General features: G+C 72.1%; 14 protein-coding genes and 1 pseudogene. 7 read left to right on the top strand and 8 right to left on the bottom strand.

Going from position 1 to position 16,076, the window contains the following annotated elements; all coding sequences use genetic code 11:
* On the bottom strand, positions 1-1,839 hold the full coding sequence (locus Sspor_RS39225; protein WP_202203376.1) for a bifunctional phosphatase PAP2/diacylglycerol kinase family protein: 1,839 nt from the start codon (positions 1,837-1,839) through the stop codon (positions 1-3).
* A 248-nt stretch (positions 1,840-2,087) separates the two neighbouring features.
* Between Sspor_RS39225 and Sspor_RS39230 the strand changes: the two genes are divergently transcribed.
* From Sspor_RS39230 to Sspor_RS39240, 3 genes are all read left to right on the top strand, one after another.
* A complete protein-coding gene (locus Sspor_RS39230; RefSeq protein WP_202203377.1) occupies positions 2,088-2,969 on the top strand; it encodes a trypsin-like serine peptidase in 882 nt (293 codons plus the stop codon).
* Between the two features lie 95 nt (positions 2,970-3,064).
* The gene (locus Sspor_RS39235) at positions 3,065-3,379 is read left to right on the top strand and encodes a DUF6980 family protein (protein WP_202203378.1); all 315 of its coding nucleotides are present in this window, start codon (positions 3,065-3,067) and stop codon (positions 3,377-3,379) included.
* Positions 3,380-3,485: 106 nt separating this feature from the next.
* Positions 3,486-4,283, top strand: a complete 798-nt coding sequence (locus Sspor_RS39240) for a GNAT family N-acetyltransferase (protein WP_202203379.1) — start codon at positions 3,486-3,488, stop codon at positions 4,281-4,283.
* 55 nt (positions 4,284-4,338) lie between these two features.
* On the opposite strand, the gene Sspor_RS39245 is transcribed toward Sspor_RS39240, so the two are convergent.
* On the bottom strand, positions 4,339-5,139 hold the full coding sequence (locus tag Sspor_RS39245) for an arylamine N-acetyltransferase family protein (RefSeq protein ID WP_237404238.1): 801 nt from the start codon (positions 5,137-5,139) through the stop codon (positions 4,339-4,341).
* A 168-nt stretch (positions 5,140-5,307) separates the two neighbouring features.
* Between Sspor_RS39245 and Sspor_RS39250 the strand changes: the two genes are divergently transcribed.
* Positions 5,308-6,849 carry a carboxylesterase/lipase family protein gene (locus Sspor_RS39250; protein WP_202203381.1) on the top strand — a complete coding sequence of 514 codons (1,542 nt, stop codon included), beginning with the start codon at positions 5,308-5,310 and terminating at the stop codon, positions 6,847-6,849.
* A 214-nt stretch (positions 6,850-7,063) separates the two neighbouring features.
* Positions 7,064-7,402 (top strand): annotated as a pseudogene (locus Sspor_RS41700) (IS5 family transposase); the annotation flags it as partial.
* A 39-nt stretch (positions 7,403-7,441) separates the two neighbouring features.
* Here the strand turns inward: Sspor_RS41700 and Sspor_RS39255 are convergent.
* Complete coding sequence (locus tag Sspor_RS39255) at positions 7,442-10,027, bottom strand: NPP1 family protein (protein WP_202203382.1); 2,586 nt, start codon at positions 10,025-10,027, stop codon at positions 7,442-7,444.
* Positions 10,028-10,186: 159 nt separating this feature from the next.
* Positions 10,187-11,119 (bottom strand): MBL fold metallo-hydrolase, encoded by a 933-nt coding sequence (locus Sspor_RS39260; RefSeq protein ID WP_202203383.1) that lies wholly within the window; start codon positions 11,117-11,119, stop codon positions 10,187-10,189.
* An 80-nt stretch (positions 11,120-11,199) separates the two neighbouring features.
* Between Sspor_RS39260 and Sspor_RS39265 the strand changes: the two genes are divergently transcribed.
* On the top strand, positions 11,200-11,859 hold the full coding sequence (locus Sspor_RS39265) for a TetR/AcrR family transcriptional regulator (protein WP_202203384.1): 660 nt from the start codon (positions 11,200-11,202) through the stop codon (positions 11,857-11,859).
* 121 nt (positions 11,860-11,980) lie between these two features.
* Here Sspor_RS39265 and Sspor_RS39270 read toward each other — a convergent pair whose 3' ends face one another.
* The 3 genes from Sspor_RS39270 to Sspor_RS39280 all read right to left on the bottom strand — a co-directional run bounded on the left by Sspor_RS39270 (position 11,981) and on the right by Sspor_RS39280 (position 13,131).
* On the bottom strand, positions 11,981-12,493 hold the full coding sequence (locus Sspor_RS39270; protein WP_202203385.1) for a hypothetical protein: 513 nt from the start codon (positions 12,491-12,493) through the stop codon (positions 11,981-11,983).
* 150 nt (positions 12,494-12,643) lie between these two features.
* A complete protein-coding gene (locus tag Sspor_RS39275) occupies positions 12,644-12,967 on the bottom strand; it encodes a DUF4190 domain-containing protein (protein WP_237404239.1) in 324 nt (107 codons plus the stop codon).
* A complete protein-coding gene (locus Sspor_RS39280) occupies positions 12,964-13,131 on the bottom strand; it encodes a hypothetical protein (RefSeq protein WP_202203386.1) in 168 nt (55 codons plus the stop codon). The genes Sspor_RS39275 and Sspor_RS39280 overlap by 4 nt, the downstream gene beginning before the upstream one ends.
* Positions 13,132-13,230: 99 nt before the next feature.
* On the opposite strand from Sspor_RS39280, the gene Sspor_RS39285 reads away from it, so the two are divergent.
* Positions 13,231-13,854: a TetR family transcriptional regulator gene (locus tag Sspor_RS39285; RefSeq protein WP_202203387.1), complete on the top strand. Its 624-nt coding sequence runs from the start codon at positions 13,231-13,233 to the stop codon at positions 13,852-13,854.
* Positions 13,855-13,885: 31 nt separating this feature from the next.
* Here Sspor_RS39285 and Sspor_RS39290 read toward each other — a convergent pair whose 3' ends face one another.
* Positions 13,886-15,931 (bottom strand): MMPL family transporter, encoded by a 2,046-nt coding sequence (locus Sspor_RS39290; RefSeq protein ID WP_202203388.1) that lies wholly within the window; start codon positions 15,929-15,931, stop codon positions 13,886-13,888.
* Between the last annotated feature and the right edge of the window lie 145 nt (positions 15,932-16,076).

Here is a 16,076-nt window from a genome sequence, read left to right on the forward strand (position 1 = left end):
TCAGTGCGCCCCGTCCGGTCGGCCGGTCCGCGCGGGTGGGCGGGCCGCGCGCCGCGCCCCGTCGGGATCCCCGGCCGCGCCGGCCGTCCCGGTCACCCCGGCCGCGCCCGGTGCGCCGACCGGCCCGGGTCCCGGCAGGCAGACGCGCAGCGCGCCCGGCTCGACCTCGGCGGTCAGCCGGGTTCCGGCGGCGATGGCGTCGCCGTCGAGCTCGCGCGGCTGGGGCCGGGCGAAGCGCAGGTCGATCCGCTCGGCGCTGAAGTACTCCAACGCCCCGTGCACCGCCCGGCGGTCCTGGCCGGGGGACCGGCGCGGCCCGGGAGTCTGCGCCGCCGAAGGGGTCAGCAGGTGCCTGGCCGCCGCGAGCCATCCCGCGACGCCCCGCGGATCGAGGAGCACCACCTCCAGCCGGCCACTGTCGGGGCGGGCGTCCGGCAGGAGGGGCAGCCCGCCCTGCAGGGAGCCGACGTTGCCGAGGACGACCATGCGGGCCCGCCGCTCCAGCGGAGCACCTCCGTCGAGCCGGACCGACAGACGCATCCGCGGATCGCCGAGGTGGCGCAGGGCCGAGAGCACGTACGCGGCCCAGCCCAGGCGCTTCTTGAGCCGGGCGGAGGCGTCCCGGACCATCGCGGCGTCGAACCCGGCTCCGGCCATGACCGTGAACCGGGTCGGCGCGAGTCCGTCACCGTGCACGCGGCCCACGTCGAGACCGACGGCCGTCCCGGCCAGGGCCTCCCGCAGGGCCGTGTCGGGATCGGAGGGCAGCCCCAGGTTGCGGGCGAGGAGATTGCCGGTGCCGCAGGGGACGATCGCCAGCGGGATCGCGCCGCCTGACAGCACGTCGGCGCAGGCCCGTACCGTGCCGTCGCCTCCGCAGACCACCACCAGGGCGGTCTCCGCCTCGGCCAGGTGGGCGGCGAGTGCCCCCGCCGGCTCGTCGGCGGTGGTCGCGGTCCACACCTGGCCGGTGTAGCCGTGGAGGTGCAGCAGGGCCCGCACCCGGGCGGCCGCGCCGTCACCGCAGCCGTGCGGGTGACGGACCACCACGACCCGGCGCGGCACGGCCCGTTCACCGCAGGGGGCGGAGGGATCGAGAGCGGCAGCTGACGGCCGGGTGGAGCCGTCGGCGTCGTCCGGGCGGTTCCGGGGCGCGGGAAAGCCCGCCCGGGTGCCCGTACCGGGGGCGGACAGGAGCAGCGCGTACGCCATCACCAGCAGGGTGCACCCCCCGTTCAGCAGCCCCACCAGCACGTCCGAGGGGTGGTGCATGCCCCGGTACACCCGGGAGACCGCCACCGCCGGCGGGACCAGCAGGAGCAGGCCCACCACCAGGCCGCGCCGGGCCCCGCGCAACCGCCCGGCCGCGAGTACGGCCAGCCCGCCGAAGAGCGCCGTGGCAGCCCCGACGTGCCCGGAGGGGAAGCTGGAGGTCGGCGGCGCCGCGTCCAGGTGCGGTACGTCGGGCCGGGCACGGCCCACCACCGTGGTGACGAACAGGAAAACGGCGGACTGGGCAGCCACGGCCCCGGCCAGGAACACGGCATCCCGCCACCGGCGGACCCGGGGGACCAGCAGCAGGGCCAGCACGGCGACGAGCGCCAGCGCGATGACGCTCTCGGTGCCGGCCAGCAGGGACACCGCGTCCGAGAGCGCGGTGGCGAGGTCCCCTCGCCGGTCCGCCAGGGCCCGGTTGACGTCGTCCTCCGCCGAGAGCGGCCACCGGCCGGCGAGCGGACCGGTCACCAGCAGTCCCAGACCCGCGACCGAGGCCGCCTGCAAAGGCAGCAAAAGGAGGAGGCTGCCGGCTCTTACACCGGGAGTGCGTGCGTTGCTCATGGACGGCGTGTTACCCGGCCCGGCTCCGTCATGCGTCCCGCCGACGCCTCGACCACGGGGGGCGCGCCCGGCAAGCGCGGAACCCGGCCACCCGGTCGTGTGGGCCCTGCCGGGCTCTCGTAGGCTCTGCGCGGTGATCGACCGCGCCCGTGCGCAGCAGTCGGGCAGCGACCGGAGCAGGCCGCTTCCCGTACTTCCATGGGCTGGGCGGCGGTGCACGGGGAACCGGAACAAGGGATATCAGGGGCATGGGGAACACGCGTACATGGGGAGCGGCTGCCGCGGCCGTCCTCACTCTGGCGGGGAGCACGGGCTGCGGCCCGTTGCTGACGGAAGGACGTGACGGTCCCGCACCCGCCGACACGGGCATCGTCGTCCACGACGAGGCCGGCCGCGTGGAGGACCGCCGCGCGGCCGAGGACCACTGGACCGGTGGCGGCATCGCGGCCGTGGCCCGCTTGGACGCCAAGGACGACCTGGTCCAGCCCGCGTGGCAGGGCGGCGGCTCGATAGCCCGTACGGTCGGCCGGGTCTACGCGTCGGGCGCGGACGGCGGCTCCGGTGCCTGCACGGCAACGGTCGTCGGCCGCCGCACCGTGATCACCGCCGCGCACTGCGTCAGGACATCGGTCGAAGGTGCTCCCGCGAGCAAGGCCACCTGGGACCAGGGCCTCTACTTCCTTCCGGGGTACGAGAACGGAGCAGGGCCCGCCGGTGGTTTCACGGTGCGCCGGGTGCGGATGGCCGAGGACTGGGAGAGGTACGGACGGGACGTCGCCATGCTGGAGATGAACCCCGGCCCCGACGGGCGGAACATCTCCGAGTTCACCGGTGTCCAGCCGATCTCCTTCACCGCGAAACCGGGCACGGAGGCGAACTTCTTCGGCTACCCGTACACGAACCGGGTCCTGTACTGCTCGGGCGTCACCACCTGGACGGAGAGGAACACCCTGTTGCGCGTTCCCTGCGTCATGGGGAGGGGGTCGAGCGGCGGCCCGTACCTCTCGGGTGACCCTGCCGAGGGCAGCGTCGTCGCGGTGAACGTCATCAGCGACGACGAGGCGAGCTACGGAACGGCCCTCGGCGCCTTCGCCCAACGGCTCTACGAGGAGTCCGAGCGCGGCGACTAGTGCGTGTGGCGTCGGCCCGGGCCCTGCCACCCGGTGGTCATCACAGTCCGTGATCTACTTCTGGGCAGGGTGCCGATGAACGAGAAGCCGAGGTCATGACCAACCACTGCTGCGAGGTGATGAGCCGCCGCGTGAACGTGCGCTGTGACCAGCACGACGATCCCTTCGCCTGTCCGGACGCGCTGATCGACTTCAGTGCCAGGTTCCAGGAGTACGGGCTGATCGTCCACGACGGCGGCACGTCGAGCATCACCGTCGGGTTCTGCCCCTGGTGCGGACGGCACCTCCCCGACTCACAGCGGGACCGATGGTTCGACGAGCTCGAACGCCGTGGGATCGATCCGTCGGAGGACGAAGTCCCTGCCGAGTTCCAGGACGACCGCTGGCTCGCCGCCCTGCCGCGGGACTGACCAACCGACAGCCCCTCAAGTCACTTCCGACACACGCCCGAGGACAGTGCCGAAGCCAACCGAAAACAGCTTTACCTCGGCGGCATGTCAGCGCACCATCTCGAACATGCGAGCCACATCACCGGGCACACCGACGGCGCGACCGGACGAGCCCCCGATTCAGCGCGTCAACGCCTTCCTGTCGGACTTCGCCCGCCGCCAGGCCGCGCACACCGCGGCCGTTCCGGGCGGGTTCGCCGTGTACGACGACGCGTTCGCGCAGTCCCGGGCGAACAACCAGGTCCTCATCGACGCGGCCGTCGACCCCGAGGCGCTGCCCGCCCTCGCGGAGGAGGCCCTGGGGCATCTGCCGCACCGGCTGATCTCCGTACTCGACGACGACACCGGCAAGGCGTGCGCGGAGCCGCTGATCCGGGCCGGGTACACCCACTCCACCTACCTGGTCATGCTGCACACCGGACCGGTGCCGGACGCCGGACCCGCGCAGGAGGTGGACCTCGACGCGCTGCGCGGGCCGCTGGCCCGGCGCTGGCGGGGCTTCCTCCCGGACGCCGACGACGAGGTCGTGCGCCAGCTCGTCGACCGGCGCGAGGCCCGTCGGCGCGGGGCGGACATCGTACGGTTCGTCGGCGCCCGCGCCGGGACGGGCGAAGTCGCCTCATGGGCCGACCTCTACGTCGACCCGGCGACCGGCACGGCCCAGATCGAGGACCTGATCACCTCGGAGGCCCACCTCGGACGCGGCTACGCCGACGCCGTCCTGGCGGGCGCCCTGCACCTGGCCGCCGCCCACGGCAGCGACTTCCGCTTCCTGACGGCCGATGCCGCGGACTGGCCGCGCCACTGGTACGAGCGCCGGGGCTTCGCCGTCATCGGCCACTCGCACGCCTTCGAACGCGGCTGACGCCGCCCGCGTCCCGTACGCACCGTCAGCCCCGTGCACTGCCCGTGCCCTGCCGTCATGGGCGGGGGTGGAGGGGAACCGGGACGCGGGGCAGGTCGATGCCGAAGTGGGTGCGGTACGCCGCCAGGACCGCGGCGTCGTCGGCCAGGGTCCGCGCGGTCCGTTCCCCGTCGGCCGTCACCGTCAGCACCCGGTCGCTGAGGGTGATCCGGCCCGTCTCCGTCAGCAGCGAGCACACCGGCTTGCGGGTGAAACCGGACGCGGGCGAGGTGCTGTGCCACCACGCGCCGGTCACGAAGTCGGACAGCACCCGGGGGCGGGTCTCCAGCCGGTACCGGGGCACGCCGTCCTTAAGGACGTCGAGGTCCCCCTCCGGGCCACCGGCCGGCCCGATCCGGAACACCCCGCCCGGGTCGGACTGCTCGCCCGGCTCGTCGAAGTCCAGCGGGAAGTGGCTGTGGTCGCCGAAGCCCACGTCCACCAGCCAGGGGCGGCCATCCTCGCACTCCACGCGCAGCGCCAGGTGATCGTAGGGAACGCCCTGCCCGCCGTCCGGCGAGTGCACCCGGGCCTGCAGGAGCTCCACCCGGTAGCCGAGGGAGCGCAACAGCAGCGCGAACGCGCCGTTCAGCTCGTAACAGAACCCGCCGCGGCCACCGAGCAGCAGCTTGTCGAGGAGCGCCTCCCCGTCCAGCACGATCTCCTGGCCCAGGTGGATGGACAGGCTCTCGAAGGGGACGGTCCGCAGGTGCCGCAGGTGCAGGTCGCGCAGGGCCGCCAGACTCGCCGACCCGGGCCGCTCCGCCCCGATCCGCCGCAGGTACGCGTCAACCCGTGACGCCGAAAACTCTTCCATCCCGGCAGTCTCGCAACCGGCCCCCGGCCCCGCCATACACAGTTGGACCTAGGCCGTCTCTTTCGTGCCGGGCCCCGGCCCCGCCCCGTGCCTCCCTAAATCGTTGGCGCGCGCCGGGCGGCAGCGCAATGATTCGGGTCGTCCAGGACGCCCAGTGGGGGAGCTGTCATGAGCGTTGACGCATCCGGGGTCCCCGGCTCGCGGCCGGAGGTCCGAGTGGCGGGCGGGGTGCTGCGCGGCGCCCGGGAGGAGGGCGTGGCGGTCTTCCGCGGCATCCCCTTCGCCGAGCCGCCCGTAGGCCCGCTGCGTTTCGCCCCGCCGAGGCCCGTACGGGGATGGGACGGGGTGCGGCCGGCGGTGTCGTACGGCCCGCCGCCCCCACAGGGCGCCCATTTCGGCATGGACGCGCTGGCCCGGGACGCGGCGGGCGACGACTGGCTCACGGCCAACGTCTGGGCGCCCGAGCCGGACCCGCGCGCGGGGCTGCCGGTGATGGTGTGGATCCAGGGCGGCGCCTACACGATCGGCATGTCGGGCCTGTCCGAGTACGACGGAGGCCGCCTGGCGCGTGACGGCGGCGTCGTCGTGGTGACGTTCAACTACCGCGTCGGCCTGGAAGGGTTCGGGCAGATCGAGGGCGCGCCCGCCAACCGGGGCCTGCTGGACCAGGTCGCCGCCCTGGAGTGGGTGCGCGACAACATCCGGGCCTTCGGCGGTGACCCGGGCCGCGTCACCGTCTTCGGCCAGTCGGCGGGAGCCGGATCGGTCGCCGCCCTGCTGGCGATGCCGCGGGCGGCCGGCCTCTTCGGCCGGGCCGTGGCGCAGAGCGTGCCGGGCACCTTCTTCACGCCGGATCTCGCCGCCGACATCGCCGCCGCCTGCGCCGCCGAACTGGGTCTGCGGCCCACCGTGGCCGACCTCTCCGCAGTGGATCCCGCCCGGCTGTCCGCCGCAGGGGACGCGGTCGCCACCAAGATGGTCCAGTGGGCCGATCGCTGGGGCGCGGCCGCGCACCGGGCGATCCCGTTCTCGCCGGTCGTCGACGGCGAGACCCTGCCCGTCACGCCGTGGGAGGCCCTGGCCGACGGCGCCGCCCGGGCCGTCGAACTCCTCGTCGGCCACACCCGCGACGAGACGCGGCTGCTCACCGCGCTCGACGGACTGCTCGGCCAGGTCACCCCGGCGCGGGCCGAGACCGCCCTGCACGTCTTCGGACCGGGTCAGGACGCCGCACACCGCTACCACGAGGCCTATCCGACCGCGGGCCCCGACGAGCTCTACGAACTCGTCGGCTCCGACTGGCTGTTCCGCATGCCGTCCCTCCACCTCGCCGAGGCCCAGACCGCCGGGGGCGGCCGTGCCCACGCCTACGAGCTGACCTGGCCCGCCCCGGGCATGGGCGGAGTCCTCGGTGCCTGCCACGGCCTCGACGTGCCGCTGGTCTTCGGCAACCTGGATCGCGGTCAACCCGCCGTGCTCATCGGCGAGAGCCCGTTCCCGGAGGCGGAGGAGCTGTCCGCACGCATGCGGGGCGCGTGGACGGAGTTCGCCGCCCACGGCGACCCCGGCTGGCCCGCCTACGACACCGGGCAGCGCCTCGTACAGCTCTTCGGCACCCGCACGACCCTCACCGCCTACCCGGAGGAGGCCTCCCGCCGGATCTGGCAGGACCACACCTTCCCCGCCCTGCCGCTGCTCGACACACCTTAGGCCGTGTCCGCAAAGTCCCGCCTGCCCCGCGACGCCTGGCACCGCACCTCGCTGCGTTGTCGGGCACGTCCGAGTACGTCCAGTACACGGACGGCCCTCCGCCTTGCGATGCACGGCGCCAGACGCCGCGTGGCCCGCCCTTCGGGCGGCCGGCGCTACTGTGCGGACACGGCCCAGTCCGATTCCTGAGGATCATCCGATCGTTGGTTGACGTGTGTCGTTGACCGACGCCCAGTGGGCCCGCATCGAGCCGTTACTGCAGGATCGGACGCCGAAGCGGGGTGGGCGGTGGCGGGATCACCGTCAGGTGCTTGACGCGATCGCGATCAAGTACCGCACCGGGACGCCGTGGATGGACCTGCCCGGGCACTTCGGGTCATGGAAGGGCGTCCACAACCGGCTTCGGGCTGGGCCGCCGACGGCACCTGGGCGAAGGGTGTTCACGGCTCTGCTCGCCCAGGCCGACGCCGAAGACGGCCTGGACTGGGTCGTCGCGGTCGATTCCACGATCGTGCGAGCACATCAGCACGCTGCCGGGGCCCGTCAAAGGGGGCCCCGGCCGACGGCCGTTGCCGGCCATTGCGGACACGCCCTAGCCGCTCGCGGGATGGGGGGCGACGACGCAGTTGGACTTCGCGGACTCCAGGGTCCCGTTGACGGCGGTGACGCAGAACTCGTAGTTCCAGGTGCCGGGGAAGAGGTACGCGATGTCACGGTGCGTGGTGTCGACGATGAACTCGTCGGCGGAGGACTGGCTTCCGTTGTTGATGTTGCGGACCCAGACGCGGTATCCGGCCGCCTGCGGGGAACCCGACCAGGTGAGTTGCACCGTGGTGGCGTCGGTTGAGGTCACCTGGAGGCCGCCAGGCGCAGGCGGGCTTCCCGCCCCGATGGTGACGGCACGCCCTGCGCCCGGCAGGCCGCCGCCCGCGGCATTCCACGTCACGACGGAAACGGCGTAGTGGTGGCCGGGTGTGAGGCCGTCGATGTGGACGGACTTGCCGGTGACCGAGGTGCTGTCGATGAAGGCCCCCGGGGTGTCCTTGTCGAAGGTGATCACCTGGTAGCGGTCGATGGTGTCGGTGTACGGGCCGGTGGGTGCGCCCCACACGACATCGACGCCGGTCGCCGTGGCCGTGGTGACGATGCCCACGGGCGGTGGAGCGGTTTTGGGATGTGCGGTGGCCCTGACGGTCGGCGACCAGTCCGACTTCACCCTGCCGCCGTTGTCGGTGCGGACCTGGTACTCCCACTCCATTCCGTCCTCGGTCCAGGTGGTGTCGAAGCGGTTCACCGAGACAGGGAAGTCGGTCCAAGCGGTCACGCCGACCAGCCGGTAGCGGACTTGGTATCCGATGGCCCCGTAGACCGCGTCCCAGGTCACCTTGATGCCGCTGTCCTCGGAAGAGGCGACGACGTTGCCCGGCACGGGTGTCGCCCGGGCGGGCATGTCCGCTGGGACGGCCGGTACGGAGGTGCCCAGGTGGTAGCGGTCGTGCAGGGTCTTCTCGAAGGCGCGGGCGATCTGGTATTCGCCCAGCGCGTTCGGGTGCAGGCCGTCGTAACCGGCGGGGCATCCGTCCGGCTCGCAGGAGTACTCCCCGCGCCAGTCGACCAGCTCGACCGGGGACCGGCCGGTTTTCCACTGCGAGATCGCGTCGCTCAGCAGCAGGTTGTAGGTGTCGGTGTTGGCGATCAGGTCGTCCCGTCCGCCGATCCTGGTGCGCTGCGGGACGTTGGCCAGCGCGAACTTCAGGTCGGGATCGGCGGCGCGGGCCTCGTCGACCAGCGCCTTCATGCTCGCCAGCGTGCCGTTCGCATCGCTGACGAACCAGCCCATGTCGTTGAACCCGAGCCCGACCAGCAGCAGGTCCGGCTTGAACTTCTTGACCTGCTCACGGATCAGGGTCTTGTCCTGGGCCGCCTGCCTTCCCCACACGGCGAAATGGTCACTGTCGAACTCCTCCGCGCCCTTGGCGTACCCGCCGGACGTCCGTGGCGGTCCCGTGACCGGTTGCTGCTTGCCCTGGAGCGGGGGAGGCTGCGGTGCCGACGCGGCCTCGGGCGGCATGGTTCCCGTGTACGGCCCCACGAAGTCCACCGATACGTCCTGGTCCCTGAACCACTGCCACAGCCGGTATCGCCAGGTCCAGTCGCCCTCATGGCCCTGCGTCATCGAATCGCCCACCACCATCACCTTGAGCGGATCGGTGGGCCGCGGCGGTTCCGGTGGCTCGACGGGCGGGTTGGGGTCGCCCGGTGCGTTCTCGTCGCGGCTGTAGTCGAACGGGAACATCGGGTTCTTGATCTCGCTACAGGTCGTGCCGCCTTGCGAGTTGGACTTGCATTCGGTCGTCACGTAGAAGGGCATGGCGCCTTTGAGATCGCCCGGGTGGCTCGAGTCCTTGATGGCGATCGTGGCGTGGTCGAAATCGTGGGCGAAGAGCTTGTCGCGCAGCCCGCGCGGGAAACCGTTGTACGACACCAGAGGCGAGCGTATCCACCGGTGGTAGTGGTTCTCCGGCGGCTCGTCGCCTGATGACGCGAAGCGGAAGTTGTGCGTGGAGGCGCCGTCCTTGTGATAGACGAGCTTGGGGTGGGTACCGTCCCACAGGACGTCGCCAGCCGCTTTGATCTCGTAGTTGCCGTGCTGGGACGCGGAGACCCATTTCGCCTGGTCGTTCTGGACCCAGACGGCGATGTGCTCCCAGTCGTGGACGTGGCCGCCGGCGTCCTGCCAGAGCTCGGTCGCCACGTCTTTCTCGAAGTAGTAGTCGTAGAGGTAGACACACCAGCCGGAATTGCACCGCTGACGTGCATAGGCGTTGCTGTTGTCCAGGTCGGACTGGTCACGGCAATGCGCCGAAGCGGTCGTGCCGTTGTGGTCGAGGCCCTGAGCGATGGTCCCGTCGGGCCCGATCGCCGGAACGCTGTAGCAACCGTCCGTGTCGTAATCCAGGGCAGGCTGCCATTTCGCATCGTTGGCGGTGGCGTTCTGTGGCAGTGCCCGCGGCGGGTCGGGTTCGGCCGCGCTCGCCTGCGAAGGCGCGGCCAGCAGGCCGCACACGACCAGGACGATCGTGAGACCGGCGGCGATCAGACCGCTGGGACGACGGTTGCCGCCCAGGGGGAAGGGCCGTAACCAGGAGGTTCTCAGAACATGGGGAAGGCCGGACATCAAGTGACGTCCTCTCGTGGAGGCGGATTGGTTTCCTGCCCGCGCGGCACGGCCGAGCGCGCCGCGCATCATCGGCGGGGTTGCGGGACCAGGGGGGATCGCAAGCGGTCGCTGCGGGGTCTCACCGTGCGATTCCCGCGCGCCCGCCGCTCCGAAGCCTCAGACCGGTGCGCCGGTGTCGTAGAAGGCGCGGGCGGCGAGGCCGATCCATTCGGGGCGTTCCCAGGACGGCCAGCGGGTACGGGCGTTCTCGTCGACGGTGGCGGCCGTCTCGTCGGCGGTGGCGCCGCGCTTGCGCAGCCGCAGGGCCTCGTCGCGGACGTAGACGAGGTAGTCGCGGACGTCGTGGATGAGCGAGGCGTCGGTGACCTCGCCGTGGCCGGGAACGACGGTCTGCGGGGCGAGTGCGGCGAGCCGGTCGAGCACGCCGATCCAGCCTTCGCCGTCCACATCGGTGTCGTGGGGCGGGAAGTACGGGGCGATCGGGAAGATACGGGTCTCCAGCAGATCGCCGGCGAACAGCACCCGGCCGTCCACCAGGACGATCTGGTCGGACCGAGTGTGCGCGGGACCGACCTCGCGCAGCAGCACGGTACGGCCGCCGAGGTCGATCTCTGCCTCGCCCTCGTAGACCAGATCGGGGTCGACCAGTTCGGCTCCTTCGAGTTCGGCGGCGACTGCGGGGCTCAGGCCCTTGAACATGTCGAGGTAGCCGGCCCCCTTGCGCCGAAGTTCGGCGCGCTGACCGCGGTTGTAGACGATCGTGGCGGCGCCCTTGAACGCCTGCGCGCCGAAGCCGTGCTCAGGATGGAAGTGGGTGAGGGTCAAGTACAGGTGGCGGCCGCCGGCCAGGCGCCGGGCCTGCTCCAGCACCAGTGCACCGTTGCGGGGGCCGAGGCCGGTGTCGATGACCAGCGCGGCCTTCTCCCCGAGGACGATGCCGACGTTGGGGACCAACTCGACGCGCTGGTCCGGGATGACGAAAACGCCCTCGGACACTTCGACGGGAGGTCCCGTCACGACGGGCGGGGGGCTGCGCAGGACATCCGGCGCGCCGTCGGAAGTGAGGGGCGCGGGGTCGGTGGCGCACATGACACAACTCCGAATCTGAGCAATGTTGAGATCTTGGCCGCGACTGTAACACCCGATCTGAGCAGAGTTAAGATGAAGTCATGACGAAGGAGCGATATCACCACGGGGACCTGCGCGGCGCGTTGCTCGACGCGGCAGAGACCCTGGTACGGGAGCGGGGGGCCGATGGCTGGTCGCTGCGTGAGGCATCGGCGCGGGTCGGTGTCAGCCCCAGCGCGGCCTACCACCACTTCGGGTCGCGTGACGCACTCGTATCCGCCCTGTCCGAGATCGTGCTGGCCCGGCTGGGGCATCGCCTGCGCGACGCCGTGGAGGCGGCGCAGGAGCAGGGTCCCGAACGTCTCGCCGCATGCGGGCGCGCCTATGTCACCTGGGCCGTCGAGGACCCGGCCGTCGCGCGGCTCGTCTTCCGCGGCGGCGCCACAACGGCGCAGTCCGCCATCTCACCCCACCCGCACGACGTGCTCACGAGGGAACTCGACCGCTTGACCGAGTCGGGGCACCTGCCTCCGGGAGCCCGCCCGGGCGCCGAATTCGTCGTCTGGGCCGCCATCCACGGCCTGGCCGTCCTGCTCATCGACGGGCTCGTGCACATCGACGACAGGGCAGGCGTCGAAGGCCAGACCGACCGTCTGGTCTTCGCCACCTTCCACGGCCTGGCTCGAGAAACCGCCCCCGAGCCGGACCGGCCCACGCCCACCACCACGCACACGCGACGCCTCACCCAGAGCACGGCCTAGCCTGGCACCGCACGCGTCCTCGCCCTCACCTTCACCCTGAAGCGCCCGCGGAAGAGCTTTGACGGCCCGGGTGGATCCGGGGCGCACACAGGGGGCGATCGGATGATCCGCCGGAAACGGCCTAAGGGAGTGCGCCGGTCACGCCGTCGACGATCATCATCCACATGGGCTGGGCGCCCGTGCCGAACGCCGAGGCCAGCGCGTACCCGATCGCCGCGTCCGCCGGCCTGATCTCGCGGTCCTCCCGCCATTCGGCGATGACCGTCTCGTCACCGTCCGAGGAGAAGTCGCCCAGGTGCACGCCGTCGCGGGTCAGGCGGCTGCTGGGTACGGAGTCCGGGACCAGGCGGTAGTCCGCCCCGTCGTACTTGACCTCCACCCGGTAGGAGTGCCTGCTCAGCCGGCCCTTCGCCGGCAGCAGCCGGGCCGTCGCGCCGCCGACCCGCATCGTGAGGTGCGCCGGGTCGCGGGTGCCGATGGCGATCTGGGGGTCCGCCTCCGTGGCCGGGTCGCGCTCCAGGGTCACGCCGGGGATCGCCTCGCCGTCGACCTCAAGGCGGATCTGCCCGTCCTGGCGGACGGTGATCGCACCGAAGAGGGTGTCCTCGATGGGTGCTCGGTCTGTCTCGTTCACAGGTGCGCGTCGCTTCGGTGTGGGATGAACTACGGCAGGCATAAGGGACTTTCCACATCACCCTACCGGTAGCGATCATGGTTCGTGCCGGGGGATCCGTCGCGCTTTCTGCGGGCGTACGGGCCACGGCCGCGCCCGGTGGCGGGACTCTCAGGTGAGGCTCCACGACCATGTCCCGTCGGCGGTGACGAGGCACGCGAGGATCGCGAGGTCGGCCAGGCCGAGAGCGATGCCCAGGCGGGCCCGGCCGGGCCGGGTGGTGTGCCGGTGCAGGGCGAGGGCGCCGAGTACGACGGCGGTCGGACCGAGGATCAGGTTCATCACGAGCAGGCCCACAAGACCCAGCACGAAGGCGGTGACGGCCATCGCGTCGGCGTCACGGGTGCGGGTGCGGGGCGTACGGGTACGCGTGCGGGGCGGGGTCGTCCCGCCTCCGGTACGGGCCCGGGTACCGGATTCGGTCCGCCGGCTCATCGCAGACCTCCCCGGCGGTGGCCCGCGAGTCGCTCGCGTGTGGCGAAGAGGGCGAGCCAGAGGGCGATGGCGAGAGCGGCGACCACGCTGACGGGCCCGGGTACGTGCGCGACGGCGCCCAGGACGACGCCGAGCACCAGCAACGCACCTACGAGGAAGAGCATGAGACGTCCTTCCATTCAGGTAACAGTTGTTCACTGACTACCCAGTTCAGTTGCCCTCATGCTGGCGGCGCACAACTGTGACGCGGTTGACTTCGCGTCATGAGTCCGCACACCGGCATTCGTGAGAACCAGCGCCGCCGTACCCGGCGCGCCCTCCTCGACGCGGCCTTGTCCGAAATGGAGGAGCGCAGCCTCGGCAGCCTCGGCCTCAGGGAGGTGACCCGGGCCGCCGGAGTTGCCCCCACCGCCTTCTACCGGCATTTCCGGGACATGGACGAGCTGGGGACCACCCTGGTCGAGGAGGCGCTGGCCAGCCTGGACGAGACGGTCCGGGGCATCCTCGCCGCGACCGGCGACGCCGACCGGCGCGGCGACGCCGTGGTGCGGCTCGTCGCCGACCTGGTGCGCGGCCGGCCCGCGCACGTGCGCTTCCTGGTCCGCGAACGCCACGGCGGGGTTGCGGCGGTGCGCGAGGCCATCGCCGGGCAACTCGACTTCCTCGCCCACGAGATCGGCGGCGCGCTCGCGGCCGATCCGGTGAGCGCGGGCTGGGACGCCGACGACGTGACGATGCTGTCCCGGCTGCTGGTGGACCACATGTTCATGACGGCGTCGGCGTTCCTGGCCGCCTCGCTCCGCGGGGAGGACTGGTCGGCCGCCACCCGCACCGCCCGCGCCCAGCTCCGCCTGATCCATCTCGGGCGCGTGCACTGGACGGGGTGACCGCGCCATCGCCGTCACCCCTGCCCGGACCTCAGCTCGGGCGGCGGCTCAGCCGGCCGGGCCACCAGGCCGCGGGGCCGATGTCCAGGACCAGGGCGGGAACCAGGAGCGAGCGCACGACCAGGGTGTCCAGGAGGACACCGAAGGCCACGATGAAGGCGATCTGCACGAGGAACGCCAACGGGATGACGCCCAGCGCGGCGAACGTGGCGGCCAGCACCACGCCCGCGGACGTGATCACTCCGCCGGTGGCCGTCAGCCCCCGGACCACCCCCTCGCGGACGCCGTGCCGCAGCGACTCCTCGCGGACCCGTGACATGAGGAAGATGTTGTAGTCCACTCCCAGCGCGACGAGGAAGACGAACCCGTACAGCGGCACGGACGAGTCCGTCCCGCTGAACCCGAACGCGTGGCGGAACACGAGGGCGGACACGCCCAGGGTGGCGAAGAAGTTCAGGGCCACCGTCGACACCAGCAGCAGCGGCATCACCAGCGAGCGCAGCAGGGCCACCAGGATGACGAGGATGATGGCCAGCACCACCGGGACGATGACCTCGCGGTCGCGCTCGGCCGTCTTCTGGGTGTCATGGGCCTGTGCGGTGTAGCCGCCCACGAGGGCCCCCGCGCCCGGCACCGGATGGACCGCCCCGCGGAGCCTGACCACCGTCCGCTTGGCCGCCGCGCTGTCCACCGGGTCCTTCAGCACCACGTCGATCCGTACCAGGCCGTCCTTCTCGCCCCGCACGACGGCCGAGTCCACGCCCTGAGTTCCTGCGGCGCGCTCGCGTACCTGAGTCTGCCGGTCGGCGGCGGCGATCACGACGGCCGGATTGCCGGCCCCTCCCGGGAAGTGCCGCCCGAGTTCCTTCTGCCCCGTGACCGACGGGGCCTCGTTCACGAAGATCTCGTCCAGCGGAACACCGCCCGAGTGCAGCGCGGGCGCGAACGCGGCGCAGGCGAGGAGACCCGCCAGAGCCATGGCCCATACCCGCCTGGGAGCCCCGCTGACCAGGGTGGCGATCCGGCTCCAGACCCCTGCGGCGCTGCTGCCGGAGGTGGTGACGTGCGCCGGCCAGTAGGCCCTGCGCCCCAGCAGGACCAGCGCCGCCGGCAGGAAGGTCAGCGCGCTCGCCACCGCGCAGACGATCCCGATCGCCCCGACGGGCCCGAGCGCCCGGTTGTTGGTCAGGTCGCTGAGGAACAGGGCGAGCAGGCCCAGGGCCACGGTGCCGGCGCTGGCCACGACCGGACCGCAGGACTGCCGCAGAGCCGCCCGCATGGCCGCGTACCGGTCGTCGACGTGGCCCAGTTCCTCACGGAAGCGGGCGGTCAGCAGCAGGGCGTAGTCGGTGGCCGCGCCGATGACGAGGATCGAGAGGATGCCCTGGACCTGCCCGTCCACTCTGACCAGGTCCGCGCTCGCCAGGGCGTAGACGATCGCGCATGCCAGGGAGAGGGCGAACACCGCCCCCATGATGATCAACAGCGGCAGGAGGACGCTGCGGTAGACCAGCAGCAGGATCACGAGGACGGCCGCCAGCGCCACGCCCAGCAGCAGCCCGTCGATACCGGCGAAGGCCTCCGACAGGTCGGCCCGGGTGGCCGCCGGTCCCGTCACGTGGAACATGGTGGCCGCGACCCGGGAGCCGGCCTCCCGGATCTCGGCGACCGCCGAGGGCAGTTCGTCGCCCAGCGCGGGGTTCAGCGGGACCACCGCCTGCATCGCCCTGCCGTCGCGCGACGCGACGACGGGGGAGGGCGAACCCGCGATCCAGGGCCGGCCCGCCAGCCCGGCCAGTGCGGCCTGCGCGGAGGCCGTCTCGGCCGGGGTCACCCGCGTGGCCCCGTCCGTGGTCCAGACCACCACCGCCGGCAGCGACTCCTCCTGCCGGAAGGAGCCCTGGGCCTGGGCGACCCTGGTGGATTCGGCGCTGCGGGGGAGAAAGGCGGCCTGGTCGTTGGTGGAGACCTCGCCGAGCTTGCCCGCGTAAGGGCCGAGGCTCCCTCCGATGCCGAGCCAGACCGCCAGGAGGAGCGCGGGCACCAGCCACCGGGCGGATCGTGGCGAGGTGCGCATGATGCTCCTGAAGCAGATACGGAGGACGGCCCGAGGTCCCGTGGGCCCGATGCCCAAGAGGGGCCACGGACCGCACCGGAAAGCAAACGGACACGCCGCGGTGAGGGCGCCCACCCTTCCCGCGACGCTGCCCCAGGGGCAACAT

Origin of the sequence: Streptomyces spororaveus (assembly GCF_016755875.1) — a bacterium.
Lineage (GTDB): Bacteria > Actinomycetota > Actinomycetes > Streptomycetales > Streptomycetaceae > Streptomyces > Streptomyces spororaveus.

Bases quoted from the DNA above. Each gene is read 5' to 3' on its own strand.
- Sspor_RS39225 (WP_202203376.1), bottom strand. From the start codon at position 1,839: ATGAGCAACGCACGCACTCCCGGTGTAAGAGCCGGCAGCCTCCTCCTT.
- Sspor_RS39230 (WP_202203377.1), top strand. From the start codon at position 2,088: ATGGGGAACACGCGTACATGGGGAGCGGCTGCCGCGGCCGTCCTCACT.
- Sspor_RS39235 (WP_202203378.1), top strand. From the start codon at position 3,065: ATGACCAACCACTGCTGCGAGGTGATGAGCCGCCGCGTGAACGTGCGC.
- Sspor_RS39240 (WP_202203379.1), top strand. From the start codon at position 3,486: ATGCGAGCCACATCACCGGGCACACCGACGGCGCGACCGGACGAGCCC.
- Sspor_RS39245 (WP_237404238.1), bottom strand. From the start codon at position 5,139: ATGGAAGAGTTTTCGGCGTCACGGGTTGACGCGTACCTGCGGCGGATC.
- Sspor_RS39250 (WP_202203381.1), top strand. From the start codon at position 5,308: ATGAGCGTTGACGCATCCGGGGTCCCCGGCTCGCGGCCGGAGGTCCGA.
- Sspor_RS39255 (WP_202203382.1), bottom strand. From the start codon at position 10,027: ATGTCCGGCCTTCCCCATGTTCTGAGAACCTCCTGGTTACGGCCCTTC.
- Sspor_RS39260 (WP_202203383.1), bottom strand. From the start codon at position 11,119: ATGTGCGCCACCGACCCCGCGCCCCTCACTTCCGACGGCGCGCCGGAT.
- Sspor_RS39265 (WP_202203384.1), top strand. From the start codon at position 11,200: ATGACGAAGGAGCGATATCACCACGGGGACCTGCGCGGCGCGTTGCTC.
- Sspor_RS39275 (WP_237404239.1), bottom strand. From the start codon at position 12,967: ATGAGCCGGCGGACCGAATCCGGTACCCGGGCCCGTACCGGAGGCGGG.
- Sspor_RS39280 (WP_202203386.1), bottom strand. From the start codon at position 13,131: ATGCTCTTCCTCGTAGGTGCGTTGCTGGTGCTCGGCGTCGTCCTGGGC.
- Sspor_RS39285 (WP_202203387.1), top strand. From the start codon at position 13,231: ATGAGTCCGCACACCGGCATTCGTGAGAACCAGCGCCGCCGTACCCGG.
- Sspor_RS39290 (WP_202203388.1), bottom strand. From the start codon at position 15,931: ATGCGCACCTCGCCACGATCCGCCCGGTGGCTGGTGCCCGCGCTCCTC.